The organism is Edaphobacter paludis, from assembly GCF_039993895.1.
GTDB lineage: Bacteria > Acidobacteriota > Terriglobia > Terriglobales > Acidobacteriaceae > Edaphobacter > Edaphobacter paludis.
The window spans coordinates 1573573-1587975 of record NZ_CP121194.1; the positions used below are offsets into that span (position 1 = coordinate 1573573).

At 58.3% G+C, this 14403-nt stretch carries 10 protein-coding genes; 4 read left to right on the plus strand and 6 right to left on the minus strand.

Annotated elements, in window-relative coordinates:
- Positions 1 to 2 precede the first annotated feature (2 nt).
- From P4G45_RS06460 to P4G45_RS06470, 3 genes are all read right to left on the minus strand, one after another.
- The gene (locus P4G45_RS06460; RefSeq protein ID WP_348268851.1) at positions 3 to 938 is read right to left on the minus strand and encodes a Ku protein; all 936 of its coding nucleotides are present in this window, start codon (positions 936 to 938) and stop codon (positions 3 to 5) included.
- Between the two features lie 87 nt (positions 939 to 1025).
- Positions 1026 to 1835, minus strand: coding sequence for a fumarylacetoacetate hydrolase family protein (locus P4G45_RS06465; protein WP_348268852.1), 810 nt, complete (start codon positions 1833 to 1835; stop codon positions 1026 to 1028).
- Positions 1836 to 1866: 31 nt separating this feature from the next.
- Positions 1867 to 4647, minus strand: a complete 2781-nt coding sequence (locus P4G45_RS06470) for a PIG-L family deacetylase (protein WP_348268853.1) — start codon at positions 4645 to 4647, stop codon at positions 1867 to 1869.
- 138 nt (positions 4648 to 4785) lie between these two features.
- Here P4G45_RS06470 and msrP point away from each other — a divergent pair, with 138 nt between their 5' ends.
- The gene (gene msrP / locus P4G45_RS06475; protein ID WP_348268854.1) at positions 4786 to 5775 is read left to right on the plus strand and encodes a protein-methionine-sulfoxide reductase catalytic subunit MsrP; all 990 of its coding nucleotides are present in this window, start codon (positions 4786 to 4788) and stop codon (positions 5773 to 5775) included.
- A gap of 152 nt (positions 5776 to 5927) precedes the next feature.
- Positions 5928 to 6647 (plus strand): protein-methionine-sulfoxide reductase heme-binding subunit MsrQ, encoded by a 720-nt coding sequence (locus tag P4G45_RS06480; RefSeq protein WP_348268855.1) that lies wholly within the window; start codon positions 5928 to 5930, stop codon positions 6645 to 6647.
- 166 nt (positions 6648 to 6813) lie between these two features.
- On the opposite strand, the gene P4G45_RS06485 is transcribed toward P4G45_RS06480, so the two are convergent.
- Positions 6814 to 9405, minus strand: coding sequence for a transglycosylase domain-containing protein (locus P4G45_RS06485; protein WP_348268856.1), 2592 nt, complete (start codon positions 9403 to 9405; stop codon positions 6814 to 6816).
- 24 nt (positions 9406 to 9429) lie between these two features.
- Positions 9430 to 11226, minus strand: a complete 1797-nt coding sequence (locus tag P4G45_RS06490; protein ID WP_348269227.1) for a proline--tRNA ligase — start codon at positions 11224 to 11226, stop codon at positions 9430 to 9432.
- Between the two features lie 386 nt (positions 11227 to 11612).
- Here P4G45_RS06490 and P4G45_RS06495 point away from each other — a divergent pair, with 386 nt between their 5' ends.
- Complete coding sequence (locus P4G45_RS06495; protein ID WP_348268857.1) at positions 11613 to 12344, plus strand: Crp/Fnr family transcriptional regulator; 732 nt, start codon at positions 11613 to 11615, stop codon at positions 12342 to 12344.
- Between the two features lie 76 nt (positions 12345 to 12420).
- Positions 12421 to 12906 (plus strand): hypothetical protein, encoded by a 486-nt coding sequence (locus tag P4G45_RS06500; RefSeq protein WP_348268858.1) that lies wholly within the window; start codon positions 12421 to 12423, stop codon positions 12904 to 12906.
- Between the two features lie 423 nt (positions 12907 to 13329).
- Here P4G45_RS06500 and P4G45_RS06505 read toward each other — a convergent pair whose 3' ends face one another.
- A complete protein-coding gene (locus P4G45_RS06505; protein WP_348268859.1) occupies positions 13330 to 14322 on the minus strand; it encodes a KpsF/GutQ family sugar-phosphate isomerase in 993 nt (330 codons plus the stop codon).
- Between the last annotated feature and the right edge of the window lie 81 nt (positions 14323 to 14403).

The following is a 14403-nucleotide window of genomic DNA, read 5'->3' on the forward strand; positions in this document are numbered from 1 at the left end:
GACTATGCCGACTTCCGCTTTCTGCTGCCTGTTGTCGCCGACTTCCCCGAGGCCGTCACCAGCGAGAGACCCTTTTTGGGAACGCTCTTCACCGAGGCAGGTTTCTTTTTTGCCTCCGCAGCTTCTCCTCCATGGACGCTCTTGCGCAGCGCATCCATCAGGTTGATCACATTTCCGCGTTTGGGCGTGGAGACTTCATCTTTAGGAATAGGAGCATGTTTGATCTTGGCCTCTACCAATTCCTTCAGCGCAGCCTCATACCCATCGGTAAATTTTCCCGGATCGAACTTCGCCGTTTTCTTCTTGATGAGACTCTCAGCAAGTTCAAGCGAATCCTCGTTTACCGCTACTTTTTTAATATCGCGAAAGTACTCCACGGGATCTCGCAGTTCTTCCTGGTAGCGCATGGTGTAAGCCATCATGCCGGGGAGCGCGTCATCGTCGGGCGCCGTAATAGCGAGTACATGTTCGCGTCCGCCGAAGGCAATTTTCCCCAACGCAGCCTTCTTACTCTTCTGCAGCGCTTTGCGCACTACCGCGAAGGCCTCTGCTTGGGTGTCGTTTTCAGGAACTACGAAATAAGGCTTCTCCAGATACTCCGGCTCGAGTTCATCCAGCCCCACGAACTGAGTCACCTCAATGGTGTGCTTCGAAGGCACCCGGAGGCCTTCAATCTCGCTCGGCTCAATCGCGATGTACTCGCCCTTGCGGTACTCATACCCCTTGACGATCTCGTCCTTCTCCACCGGTGCGGCGGCCTCGTCGGGAGCATCTTCGAGTGCCGACGCCAGCACCTTCTGGTGGCGGACCCGCTCACCTGTCTTCCGGCTTATCTGATGAAAACGAATCTCACCCTTTGCCTCGGTGGCGACAAATAGCTTCACTCCAAACGAGACCAGCGATATCTGAATCTGCCCAGACCAATAAGGACGCGCCACAGGGAACCTCGCAAGACGGAGAACTCCGTCTCACTTTATGATTCCCGGCCCATCGTCAAAGATGCCCACTCTCCATCAGTCCGGCGATCAATCAGGCAGCGCCGAGCCCTCGACTCCGAACCGCAGATTAACCTTGCCCACCGTGGAGAATTGCACATCCACGGCCGAGCCAGGCGAGGCCACAGTACACCCGGTCCAGCTTCCCGTCGTAATCCAGTCGCCGCGCTTCAGGCCGCCCGTACGCGCAGCCCCCTCATTGGCGAGGAAAGGGAGCAGTCGCAGCAGATCTCCAGACGTGTTCGAACCCGTCCGCTCTACCCGCACCGCGCCATCGACGGCCAGCGTTACATGTTCCTGCGAGAAGTCGATGCGTTGCCAATCGGGACAAGCCGGCCCATAGACAAAGCCGCCATGCAGCTGCAAATCGGCAATCATCGACAGGCGGGCAACTTGCATGGGATCGATAAACGCAGTCTCCAGAACCTCAATCGCCGGATGGCAGCTCGCAATTGCATCCAGAACCTCATCGCGCGAATAGGGAGTATTCCTCGGAGGCAGATCTTCGCCCATCAAGAAAGCGATCTCCGCTTCGATACCGCGATACCGGTGCGTCCTGCCGCGCATCTCGCATCCACTGCACGAGATCCACGCCGCTGGCATCGGTGCGAACATAGGCTCAGCGTCCCCCGTGGGAGCGCCCACCTTCCATCCGCCAATCGCCTCATACGCCCACGACATCTTGTCTTGAACCAGGTAGGCCTCTTCGACCGTCTGCGGACGTACATCTGCCGGAAGCTCCACAAGCGGGCGGTTAGTCCTGCGGGCATCGAGCAGCATATCGGCTGCGTTCATCATCTGTCGTTCCTGAGCGCCATTGATCATGCAGACAGTTTGCACCAAACTGCCTCGTTCTGTCTCGCCTTAGGATCTACTTTGTCTCTTTTCCAATGCTCAACAGATTGGCAAACAGGCGATAGGCCCCGGGAACATTCTCCGGCAACTGCCGATACAGCGCATAGGCAACATAGACGTAGGCCCCCTTGCCTGTTCGCGCATAGAGCAGGCCGCCCTTCTGCGGGTCTTGACCTGGATCGTGCGTCTCCAGCAACGCCTGATAGTGCGGGTCCCAGCTCTCTAGAAACCCATGCCCTCGCTCTTCAACCCAACCGTCAAAATCCCGAGTCGTAATCTTATTGGGCCACGTCAGCAAAGGACTGGAAGAGTCCACCAGCCGCACGGGATCGGTTTCATTCACGACCTTCTCCGCACTCCCCAGCGAAAGAGGATACGGTGCGGAGTCATGGTCATACTCAGCCGTGTTGTACTGCACAATCACAACACCGCCGTTCTTCGCGTAGTTCAGCAACTTCTCATTCGCCGCCGCAAGCTCTGGATGCGCCGCATAGGCGCGCACACCCAATACCACCACGTCATATCCCGAGAGCCGCCCCTCTGCGACATCCTTCATCGTCAGTGTGGTGGAGTGTACCCCGATATTCTCCAGAGATGTTTGAACGGCGTCGCCCGTGCCCGGCAGGTAGCCGATCTTCAGTCCCGGAGCTATCTTTACGTCCACGCCGCGCGTCCGGTAAGTAGCAGGGGAGTAAAGATTCGACAGCGTCAACCCTGCATATCCCACGGCCCTGTAGCCTTCGGTATACGTTCTATGTGTAACGCTGGAGGTTGCCTCCGCCGTCAAGGTATAAGCCTTCTCTCCCAAGGTTGTTGGAGTGACCACGAACCGCACTGCCTGCTCCTCGCCCGGCCCCTTCGTTAGAAATGTCGCCGACTCCGGCTGCGACCGCCATCCCGTCGGCATCTTCAGCCGCACCGTCCCTCGCGCTCCGACCGGCTCTGCGCTACGCACCCGCACGGTCAATGGAAAGCGGCTCTCGCTGAGAGGAATCACTCCCGCCGAAGGCTGCACCGCGACGTTCAGCCCCGGTTCAAACATAAGCGGCTGCGATGCGATCCCCGCTCCCGCCACAGCTTCGGCGGCCAAAGCTACCTGTCCGAAACGCACCTCCACACCGTCATATTTCGCCGTCACCCAGACCGTCTCAGCGGGCAGCGGCAGCGGAGCCAGACGCATCGCTGCCGCATGCACGTCATAGTAAGGCTGCTCTATATCTTTCACCGTAAAGTAAGGCCGCGTCGCTCCGTTGCCATCGGCATTCTCGGCGACTTTGAAAGCGCAATCGAGCGTCGCCCCCGCCTTCAACACGCCATCGCCGGGAACCACCTTCGATCCGTCCATCCATTGAGTCCCATCCATCGAGCGATCGTCGCTCGCAACTACACGAACCGCATTCTTCCCGCTGTTTGCGATCTTCACCTTCACGTCAACCGACGAACCCGGCACCACAGCGCTGCCCGGTGCAACTCTCGCCTCCACCCGCAGTCCCAGCGCTTCCACCAGCGCATCGTTGAACTGCGTCTCCTTCACCCTCAGCTCGTGAAGCACGTCGTACTTCTCCCTAGCCGTCAGATTCTTTGCCGTCTCCACTCGGGCAATCAGTGCTCGTGTCTCCGCCAATCCATCCTTTAGTAGAGGTGCGATCTTCTCCGGAACGTCCGCCGAATATCCACTCTGAGCTTCATCTACTACTTTAGCTATCTGCTGCAATCCGATCCGGAGAAAGCTTTTTTCGGCCGGAGCCAAATCCGCAATTCCCACCAGCGAAACATCCACGCCGTCGAAAAATCCCTTCTCAGACTCCGCTCCTCCCACCCGCGAGCCATACCGCGTATAGCCCACGTCAAAGCGTCCCGCCGGAGCCGTACGCCCACCGGGACCCATCTGCGACCGCTGAAGCGACAAGCCGCGCCGGGCAAACTGCACATAACTCATCCCCAGTAGATCGCTGTGATCTCCTTCCGGTACCTCCACGTTTTCGTGAGGCGCCTCGTTAGACCATGTCTTCGTCACGTAGTTATAAAAGCGTGCCGGAGCATACTTACCCGTCGCATAGTCGAACATCCCCTTCTCCGTCACCCGCGAGAACGGCACTCGCGCATACACCTTCGCCGGCGCCCACGGCTCCAGCCCCATCTTGGGAAAGACCTTCGGATCAGCAGCAGCTGTAAAGACCTCCTGTGCAATCTCTCCGCTCACCTGATGCTGGCCATGCCCATCGGTCACGCCACCCACAAATACGGCGGTCACCACCAGCGGGCGATACAGCCGCACCGCCCGCACCGCGTCATAGAGGACGCGCTCGTGCGTCCACTTCGCAAAGGCTTCTTCCTTCGTCTTCGAGAAGCCGAAGTCCACCTCGGTCCCGAACATCTGGTCCACGCCCATATAGCGGTCTGCGGCGAGCAACTCCTGCGTGCGCAGCAGTGCCAGTGCGCCGTCGAAGTCTCCTGACATGGCATTCTGGCCGCCCTCGCCGCGCGTCAGGGTCAGCATTCCCACCCGCGCTCCCTGCCCGCGCGACTCGTACGTCAGCATCCCGCCATCCTCATCATCGGGATGCGCGACGATCATCAGCAGGCTCGCCCTGGTCGAAAGCTTCTTCAAGGTCTGCTGCAATGCGGTCGCACCGCCGTTCACTGGCAACGGGTCGGCCACCACCGAGGCCTTGACCCGCTCTCCGGCAAGATTTGCTGGATCATGCGACGTCTGTCCCCATGCCGCCGCGCCCGCTAAAGCGAGCACAATCACCACAAATATCCCAAATGCAGAAAAATTTCGTCTAATCATCATTTCGTTCTAATCTCTCACATTCGGCTCTAAAAAAGGCGCATCCAAGCCTAGCGTTCAGACGTAATCTAGTAGTAGCAGTACCTCGCACGCCTACCGGCTTCTCCTGCCGATCCCGCCGCGAGGGAAGGGAAGAGCATCATGCTTCTACGCAAGTCCAATAACCTCGGCCCCAGCATTCCCTCCTCGGAGATCACCCCGAAGGAGGTCTTCGAGCAGCATCACCAGACCCGCCGCCGTTTTCTCACCGGCGCAGCAGCCCTTGGAGCAGGCGCTATCGCAGCCGCCCACGTCCCTGAACTCCTGCATCCCTCTCAGGAGGTCCATGCCGCGGCCCAGCTGCAGACGGTTCCCAGCCAATACACTGTTCCCGACGCGCAGACGCCCTTCAACAAGGCAACCAACTACAACAATTTTTACGAGTTCGGCACCGACAAGTCAGATCCCGCGCGCCATGCCCACACGCTCGTCACACGCCCCTGGACGGTGAAGATCGACGGCCTCGTCAAAAAGCCCCAGACCCTAGACATCGACGGCATCATGAAGTATCGCCCCATCGAGAGCCGCGTCTACCGCCATCGCTGCGTTGAGGCATGGTCAATGGTCATTCCCTGGGACGGCTACCCGCTCTCTGAGCTCATCAAGTTCTGCGATCCGCTGCCCAGCGCCAAGTACGTGGAGTTCACGACGCTACTCGACCGCAAGCAGATGCCCGACCTCCCCGGCGGCTTCGACTGGCCCTACACCGAGGGCTTGCGCATGGACGAAGCCATGAACCCGCTCGCCCTGCTCACCTTCGGCTGCTATGGACAGCCCTTGCCCAACCAAAACGGCGCGCCGATCCGGGTCATCCTGCCATGGAAGTACGGCTTCAAGAGCTGCAAATCCATCGTCAAGATCAGCTTTAAGGCAAAGCAGCCGCCCACGCTCTGGAACGAGATGGCGCCCAACGAATACGGCTTCTACTCCAACGTCAATCCGCAGGTCGATCATCCCCGCTGGAGCCAGGCCCACGAGCGCCGCATCGACTCCAGCTTCCTGCCCCACACCATCCCGACCCTGATGTTCAACGGCTACGGCGATCAGGTGGCCAGCCTCTACAGCGGCATGGACCTCAAAAAGAATTTCTGATCTTCCACGATTTTTTTTTGCTTCATCTGTACTCTTTTTTACAAGGCCAAAGGTTCTTTCCGAGCTACGCCCTTCCCGTTGGATATCTGCGGGAGGGCGTAGCTCATCACCCACGCAATCCATCGGCCACACACGAAGCGAACAAACCATCCATGTCGAAACGATCCATCATCGCCCTCAAGGTTCTCCTCCACCTTCTCTGCCTCGCACCATTTGCTTATCTGCTGCACCTCTACCGCAACGGCGCGCTCGCGCTCAATCCCGACCCGGTCAACTACATCACGCACTTCACCGGCAATTGGACGCTCTACATCCTCCTCGCCACGCTCGCCATTACGCCTCTGCGCCGGCTCTCGCCGCGCATCAGCTTCCTGGTTCGGTTCCGCAGGCTGATCGGCCTCTACGCCTTCTTCTACGCGACGCTCCACCTGGCGACCTATGTCTTTCTCTTCTCCGGCTACGACATCGTCACCGCTCTCGGCGGCGTCCGCGCAGGTCACCCCGGCGAGATTGTCACGCAATGGAAGGTGATCTGGCCAGCCATCGTCGATGATCTGCTCAAGCGCCGCTTCATCCAGGTTGGCCTTCTAGCGTGGGTAATCCTCTTTTTGCTCGCCGCCACCTCTCCGGCTTTCATCATGCGCGCGATGGGAGGGAAAAACTGGCAGCGGCTGCATCGCCTGATCTACGTCGCCGCTATCGCCGGAGTCATCCATTTCTGGTGGCTGGTCAAAACCGGCGTCCGCACGCCATGGAAAGACACCGCCGTCTTAGCCGTTCTGCTTCTTGCTCGAATCGTCTACACCGCATGGAAACGCACCCACAAACGCACTCCGGCAGTAAGAATCGGCGTTGCCTCCGTGAGTAAATAAGCCCACAACCTCAAACGCAGGTCCTCTCCCTCCCTCGGCTCTGTAGCACAACGCCATTGGTTTAGAGTTTTTTTGTTATTCCGCAGCGAAGCGGAGGAATCTGCGGTTCGGGTGCCTCTACATAATCGGTGACACTGCCGCATACTCCTTACAAGCGCGTTAGCACCTACTGAGGCGGTGCGGCAGACTGTGGCTGTCCATCCTTGTCCTTATCGCCACCGCCGCCAAAGATCTTCTGAAAGAAGTTCTTCTTCTTTGGCTTAGGTGGCTCGGTCGACGGAGTCTCCGGAGCATTTCCCGGCGGCGCAGTGTTAGGCGCAAGCGCAGGATTGTAGGGATGGGCTGCCTGCGGATTCGTCTGTGCATTGGGGACAGGAGAGACGACAGGCTTGTTACCGCCGATACCGAAGATCCTCTGAATAAAGTTCTGCGGGTTCTCGCCCATCTGGCTGCAATAGTTCTGCGGCGCCGTGCCATCGAGAAACGCCGCGCTATAGTCATTGGGGCAGCTGGCGTCGGCGAGAAGATTGCTGGTCTTGTCGAGGGTAGCCACCGTAATCCCGCTGGGCGGCGAGAACGGCTTGACGTCGGAGTACTGTGGCAGTTTGATGGCCCGGTTCATGAACTCGGCCCAGACAGGCGCGGCAGCATCTGCGCCCTGGATTTTGATATCGGTATAGTCGTCGTTGCCGATCCAGACAATGCAGATAAGGTTCGAGGTATAGCCGACAAACCATGCGTCATGTTCGGTGCCGGTCTTGCCGGCGGCGGGGGCTGTGAAGCCGCTCCGGCGAGCGGCGATGCCGGTGCCGTGGTTCATCACGTTTTCCAACATCGATTGGGTCAGGTAGGCGGCGCGCGGGTCGAGCACCTGGCGAGCCTGAGGCGCGAAATCGGCGACGATGTCTCCGTTGGCGTTGCGTACCGATGCCAGCAGCCAGGGATCGAGATGGACACCGTTGTTCGCGAAAACGGTGTAGGCCCCTGCCATATCGATAGGCGTGGCGGTGTAGGTGCCGATGGCGACCGAGGGTGTGCCGCGGGCGTTCACGATGCCGGAGGCCCGGGCGAGGGCGGCAACGTTATCGAAGCCAACCATCTGCGCAAGAGAGATGGTGGCAATGTTGAGGGAGTGGTCGAGAGCGTCGGTAGCCGTGACCATGCCGGGGTATTCGCCCTTCACGAAGTTTCCGGGCGTGTAAGGCTTGCCATCGAACATGAAAGTAGTTGTATCGTCGTTGAGCAGGGTGGCAGCGGTAAAGACCCCATTGCCGCCAAGCGACAGTCCATTGAGGCTGGTGTTATAGGCGGCAGCGTAGACGAAGGGCTTGAAGATGGAGCCCGTAGGCCGCTTGGCGACAGCGTGATCAAGTTGCGAAGCGGTGTAATTGCGGCCCCCCACCAGCGCAAGGATCTGCCCGGTATGTGGGTTGATGGCAACCAGCGACACCTGAGGATAGGTGATATTCGTAGCGCCCTTCTTATACCGTTTGCGGACAAGTTCATCGACATGCTTCATGCCGACCTCAACTGCCTCGGAGGCAGCGCGCTGTAAATCCGGATCAAGCGACGTGTAGATGCGCAGCGTCTGATGGTTCAAGTCCTGGTCGCCGATCTTGCGCACGAGCTGGTCATGAACGAGGTCGACAAAATAAGGTGCTTCATTGGCATCCAGGTTGGGCGGAGCCAGGCGAATCGGTTCCGCCTTGAACTGGCTCGCTTCGCTCGCCGTAAGCGCTCCTGTCTCGACCATCGAGTCGAGCACGACATTGCGCCGCTCCATCGCCCGTGCAGGATGACGATACGGATTCAGCCGATTCGGACTTTGAATCATGCCCGCAAGCAGAGCGCACTCTGCCGTGTCGAGCTGGCGCAGATTCTTGCCGAAATAGGTCTGCGCCGCCTCTCCGAAGCCATTGATGGCATAGCTGCCGCGCTGCCCCAGGTTGATCTCGTTGGCATACATCTCGAAGATCTGCTGCTTATTGAAGCGCGCTTCGAGTTGGAACGTAATCATGATTTCAATCAGCTTGCGCTTGAAGAGCTTGTCCGGCGAAAGGAAGAAGCCGCGCGCAAGTTGCATGGTCAGGGTCGACCCGCCACACTCCTTGTGGTGCGTCATCAGGTCCTCGACCGCGCACTTGCCAATGCGAAGGTAATTCACCCCGCCATGCTCGAAGAAGTTACGGTCCTCGATGGCGGTGACCGCCTGCACCATGCGCGGCGGAATGTCCTTATACGTGACCAGACGGCGCTTGGTGCGGTTTTTATCTTCAGAGAGCGCCGTAATGAGCTGCGGCTCCAGATCGTAAGCCGCCAGCGCAACCCCATTCTCCGCCGTGATCTTCTGCACCACGCCCCCAGTGGTGTCGATGGTCGCCCCATCCGTGCTGTGATAGCTCTCCGGCCCCGGCTTGATGAAGATCGTATCGCCCTCCAGCTTGAAAGTCCCTAGCTGAGGGTTGCCGTTATAGTTGACGCGGCGCAGGTCGGCTGCAATCGATGCGGCGGTAAGCTTCTGCCCCGGACGTATCTCTCGCGGAGCCGCATAAATCTGCGATTCGCTGGCGAAGATCGGCCCGGCAGCAAGCCGGTCATCGACCACTTTCTGGTAATGAAAGTAGGCGTATCCAAAGATCGCGACGCCCACGGCCAGGCACCCGAGTACAGCGATCAGCAGACCGCGCATGAGGCCGGAGGCGAAGCTGCCCTGTCCGGATTGAGGTCGATTGTTTCCGTATTTGAGTTTGACAGGCAAGGGTGCTCTTTCGTTGGACGTTAATTAGATGGCTGCCGGAAGCACCGTGCGCAGACTGGAGGTTATCTCTGTAGTTACCCTGTTGGCAATCTCGTTCAGCGGAATGTCCTGACTCTGGCTCTGCAATCTATCCACGAACTCGACTTTACCCTCAGCCACTCCCCGCCCGATGTTGATTCGATAGGGGATACCGACCAGATCGGCGTCTTTGAACTTCACCCCGGCGCGCTCGTCGCGGTCGTCGAGCAGCACATCAAGCCCCGCAGCCTCAAGCTCAGCGGCCACCTGTTCTCCTGCCGTCAGCAGCGCCGCGTCGCCGACATTCGTAATCGTGACCACCACTTGAAACGGCGCAATCGCCGGATGCAGAGCATACGCCGCTCCTCCATTCGCCGCTGCCGAGGTCTCGATGGCCGCCGTAAGAATGCGCTCTACCCCAATGCCATAGCTTCCCATGATCGGCGTGACCTCCTTGCCGTCGCGATTCAGCACGCTCGCCCCCATCGACTTCGAGTACTTATAGCCCAGCTTGAAGATATGGCCGATCTCGACCGCCTTGCCCAGCCGCAGCGGCGAGCCGTCGATAGGACAGCCTTCACCTTCAACAATATTGCGCACATCGGCGACAGTCGTCGGCTTGAAATCTCGGTTCGGAGTTACGTTGCGTAGGTGATACTCCTCTTTATTGGCTCCGGCGATGAGGTTAGTGCGACCTTCGAGGGCCTTGTCCAGAATAACCAGAGTGCCTGGCTTCTTCGGGTGCGGCGCGGCTACGATACCGATGGGGCCGAGATATCCCGCAGGCGCATTGAAGGTCGACTGGAGCTCTTCGGGAGTCATGGGGCGCAAAACGCCTCCGGCGATAGCGAGCAGCTTGGCCTCATTTAAGGAGTGATCCCCGCGCAGAAAGACGACAACGGGGCGTTGTTTACCCAGCTTCGCATGGTCAGCCTCTGGAAGCTCGGTCATATAGGCCATTGTTTTAATTTGGTGATGTGGCTGGGTATTGAGGAAGGCTCCGACCTCTTCAATGGTGCGCTGTCCGGGCGTGTGGACGAGTTCGGGTTGGCCGTCGCCCGTAGGCGCAAGATCTTCCACCGGAGCTAGTCGGCTCGTCGCCTTCTCCAGATTGGCCGCATAACCCGAGGCGCTGCTGGCGATCAGGTCTTCGCCCGCATCGGTATAGACCATGAACTCCTGCGAGGCCGATCCGCCCATCGCCCCCGAATCCGCATCGACCGACACAAATTGCAGGCCGCAGCGGCTGAAGATGCGCCGATACGCGGCATCGTGCTTGTTATAGCTCACATCCAGCCCCGCCTCGTCGATATCGAACGAATACGCGTCCTTCATAATGAACTGGCGAACCCGCAGCAACCCGGACTTCGGGCGCGGCTCGTCGCGAAACTTGGTTTGAATCTGATACCAGATCTGAGGAAGCTGTTTATAGCTGCGCAGCTCCTTACGCGCAATATCGGTCATCACCTCTTCATGGGTCATGGCCAGGCAAAGCTCCGCGCCCTTCCGGTCCTTCAGCCGGAACATGTTGTCGCCCATGCCTGCCCAGCGCCCGCTCGCCTCCCATACCTCGCGCGGATTCAGCGCAGGCAGCAGAAACTCCTGCCCAATCTTGTCCATCTCTTCGCGAATAATCGCGACTATCTTATTAATGGAGCGATTGCCCAGAAAGAGATAGCTATATATACCCGCGCCTAGCTGCCGGACATATCCGGCGCGGAGCAGGAGTTTATGGCTGGCGACCTCGGCATCTGCCGGAGCTTCACGAAGAGTAGGAATAAATAGTTGGGACCAGCGATGCATGGACAAAAGAGGCACTTTCCTGCCGCTGCATATAAAGATGCGCGGACTCGAGAGATGAAGTATTCATTCTAAACAATTCAGCCTGCCTCCACAGCCTTGAAGGGATCGCGGCCCTCTCCTCACATGCACTTATGGGTCCCCATGTCGCTCATGGCGGACAGGTTGGGCTCGATGCCTTCGTTATCGTTGAGTACTGTGAGCCAAACCATATACTTTTCCGCTGTAAAGGCGTACCCTCCGACCCAATCGCAATAAACCCGCCCCACATGCCGTGGGCAACCAGTCGTTGCGGCCAGAGGAGAAGATCCTCCTCGCGCAAAGGAAGACCCACGGTGTCCATTCAAAGCATTACAACGGGATCCACGTTGCGCCCCAGAAATGCAATCTTGTCTCAGTTGCCGGAAGCCGAATACGCCGCCCTGGCGAAATCACTTGTGCCGATTGACTTCTCTCTGGGCCAGAAGCTCTCCGAACCGAATGAGCCCATTGAATACGTCTACTTTCTGAGTACTGGTCTGATCTCGACCGATGCGGTAACCAAAAACGGAGACTCTGTGGAAGTCGGGGTCATCGGACGCGAGGGGTTCTCCGGCCTGGCCGCCCTTCTCGATCAGCCGCAGATGTCTCACGCCGTCATGATTCAGGGAATTGGCAACGGCCACCGCATCCGGTCGTCGATCGTCCGCGACGAATTCAAAAAAGGCGGCGTCCTTCAGCAACTGGTCCACACTTTCTCCTATCTCCAAATGGTGCAGGTCACGCAGTCGGTTCTTTGTAACAGACTGCACGAGGTCGAACGACGACTGGCTCGCTGGCTGCTTACCTCAGCCGATCGCATGGAAGCGGAAGAACTGAACCTGACCCAGGAGTTCCTCGCCCAGATGCTGGGCGTGCAGCGCTCCACCGTAACTGTGGCCGCAAGCGCACTCCAACGCGCAGGCTTTATCAGCTATTCCCGCGGCAGGATTCATATCCTCAACCGCCCCAATCTCATGAAAGCCGCCTGTGAGTGCTATAACACTGTGTCCGAGTCTTACCGCCGGCTGTTAAAACATGGCCCAGATGAATCTTTGACGTATGTCGTGTCGCAGACAGACAGCATTCGTCGTAACGCCTAAGTTGTACGCATCTGGATCGTCTCCGGGGCTGTCACACAGTCTTGCCGACAGGGGCGCTCCGCCGGAGGAATTCCAATTGCTGACTATCCTTGCTGTGGGAGAAGATACGGGCCTTCTTAAGACGCGTGCTGAGGTTCTACGCAAGACAGGCGCGAATGTGCTGTGCTGCTCGGGGGAAGCGGCCTTGAAATATATTAACGAATGGGAGTTCGACCTGATCGTTCTGGGCCATACTGTGCGGCAGCAGGACGCGGATCGAATCTCGGAGGCCGCCCATCGCAATGGAGCGAAGACCCTCGTCTTATTACTGATTACGGACAAGGTTCGCGAGGAAGAATACAAAAGCGTCAATATTGACGCCAAGTCGTTCGCCGAGCCGGGTTGCCTCGTTCGGTCCGCAACCGAGCTGCTGGCGGGGCGGGGAGGGCGCCGTCTGGTGCATATGCCTTCGGTCAAACCAACTGCCTCCCATTTGACCGGCAAGAAACCTGCGAGCGAACCCGCCGAAATTGCGGCACGGCAGTCACTCAAAGGGTCCTTCGAGCGCCGTCGGGCGGTTTAGCATCCGCCTGTTCGATCGCAATATCGCATGAAGGTATCCAGAACCAGCGACTCAAAGAAGTGGTGCAGGGCTAACCTATGGTTAGTCTGCGCCACTGGTAAAGCCTTTCGACCAAAAACATTGTCAAGCCCCGGAGGAGAATTCTCTGGGGCTATTCTCCTGCTAACAGCAACAAATACTGCAACTTGCCGTCAGAAATTAAATTCGACCGATCTGCAAAACAGTTTCAGTCAACTTGATATCATGGAAATAGAAGGACCAAGTCTCCCGCTCGCGCTTGGCGACCATAACTACCATTAAATCAATGGTTTGCCTCTAAGTCGCTTGGATTGAAGACTTTACAAAATAAATCCCCTGTAATGAATACTTTAGAAGAAAAGTATGGGGTAGGGGGTACCTGCTGCGAGACCTAGCCAAGGCCGTCTAAATCGTCCAAAGGTCATGCAGGTGGAGGACACCCTGGACCTGCCCTCGTTCCCCGAGAACGATCAGCGAAGTAATCTTCCTCTCCTCCATCAGGGCAAGAGCGGCGGAGGCAAATGCATCCCCCTCAATCGTTAGAGGATGCCGATTCATCATTTCTCCTGCCGAACGTTCCAGCGCATGAGAGCCGTCCCGCTCCAGCAGTCGGCGCAAGTCGCCATCGGAGATCATGCCCAGCAACGAGTCTCCATCGAGAACAGTTGTCATCCCGAGCTTCTTGTGCGACATCTCGTGAATGACCTGCGGCATCGGCGTCTCGGCCGAAACGCTGGGCAAAGCATCTCCTCGATGCATCAGGTCCCGAACCCGCGACAGCCGCCGGCCAAGCCGTCCTCCTGGATGCAAATCGGCAAAATCTTCCGCTTTCCACCCGCGTCGACGACTCACTTCCAGCGCCAGCGCGTCGCCAAGCGCGAGCATGACTGTCGTCGAAGCGGTAGGCGCAAGGTTCAGCGGACAAGCCTCGGCGGAGACGCTGATGTCGAGAAAGATATCGCTGGCCTGAGCAAGAGTTGAAGCCGGACAGCTGCAAAAGGTAACAAGCCGAGCGGCAAGACGCCTCAGCGTCGGCAGTAAACGCAGCAATTCCTCGGTCTCACCGCTTGATGAGAGCGCCAGAACGACATCGCTGCGCGAAACCATGCCAAGATCGCCGTGTATAGCTTCGGCAGGCTGAAGAAAGTGAGCCGATGTTCCTGTCGACCGTAGCGTCGCCGCAATCTTGCGGGCGATGATGCCGCTCTTGCCGATGCCCGTAACGACGATATTCTGCCGGTTATCCGCCGCGCGGATGAGCAGCTCGACAGCCTCGGTAAAAGGCGCAAGCATCGCGCCGTCAAGCCGACTGGCAAGATCGTTGAGAGCCGCCGCTTCGATGCGCACGAAGCTCGAAGCAGGAAGGAAGCCGGAAGGTTTAGGTGCTTCAGTCGCCATGAATGTTGAACCATGTCGATGCTAGCAGAGCGGCGGCGAACGTCGCATTGCGTCTAAACTGGTAACAGGCCTGCGCGAAGC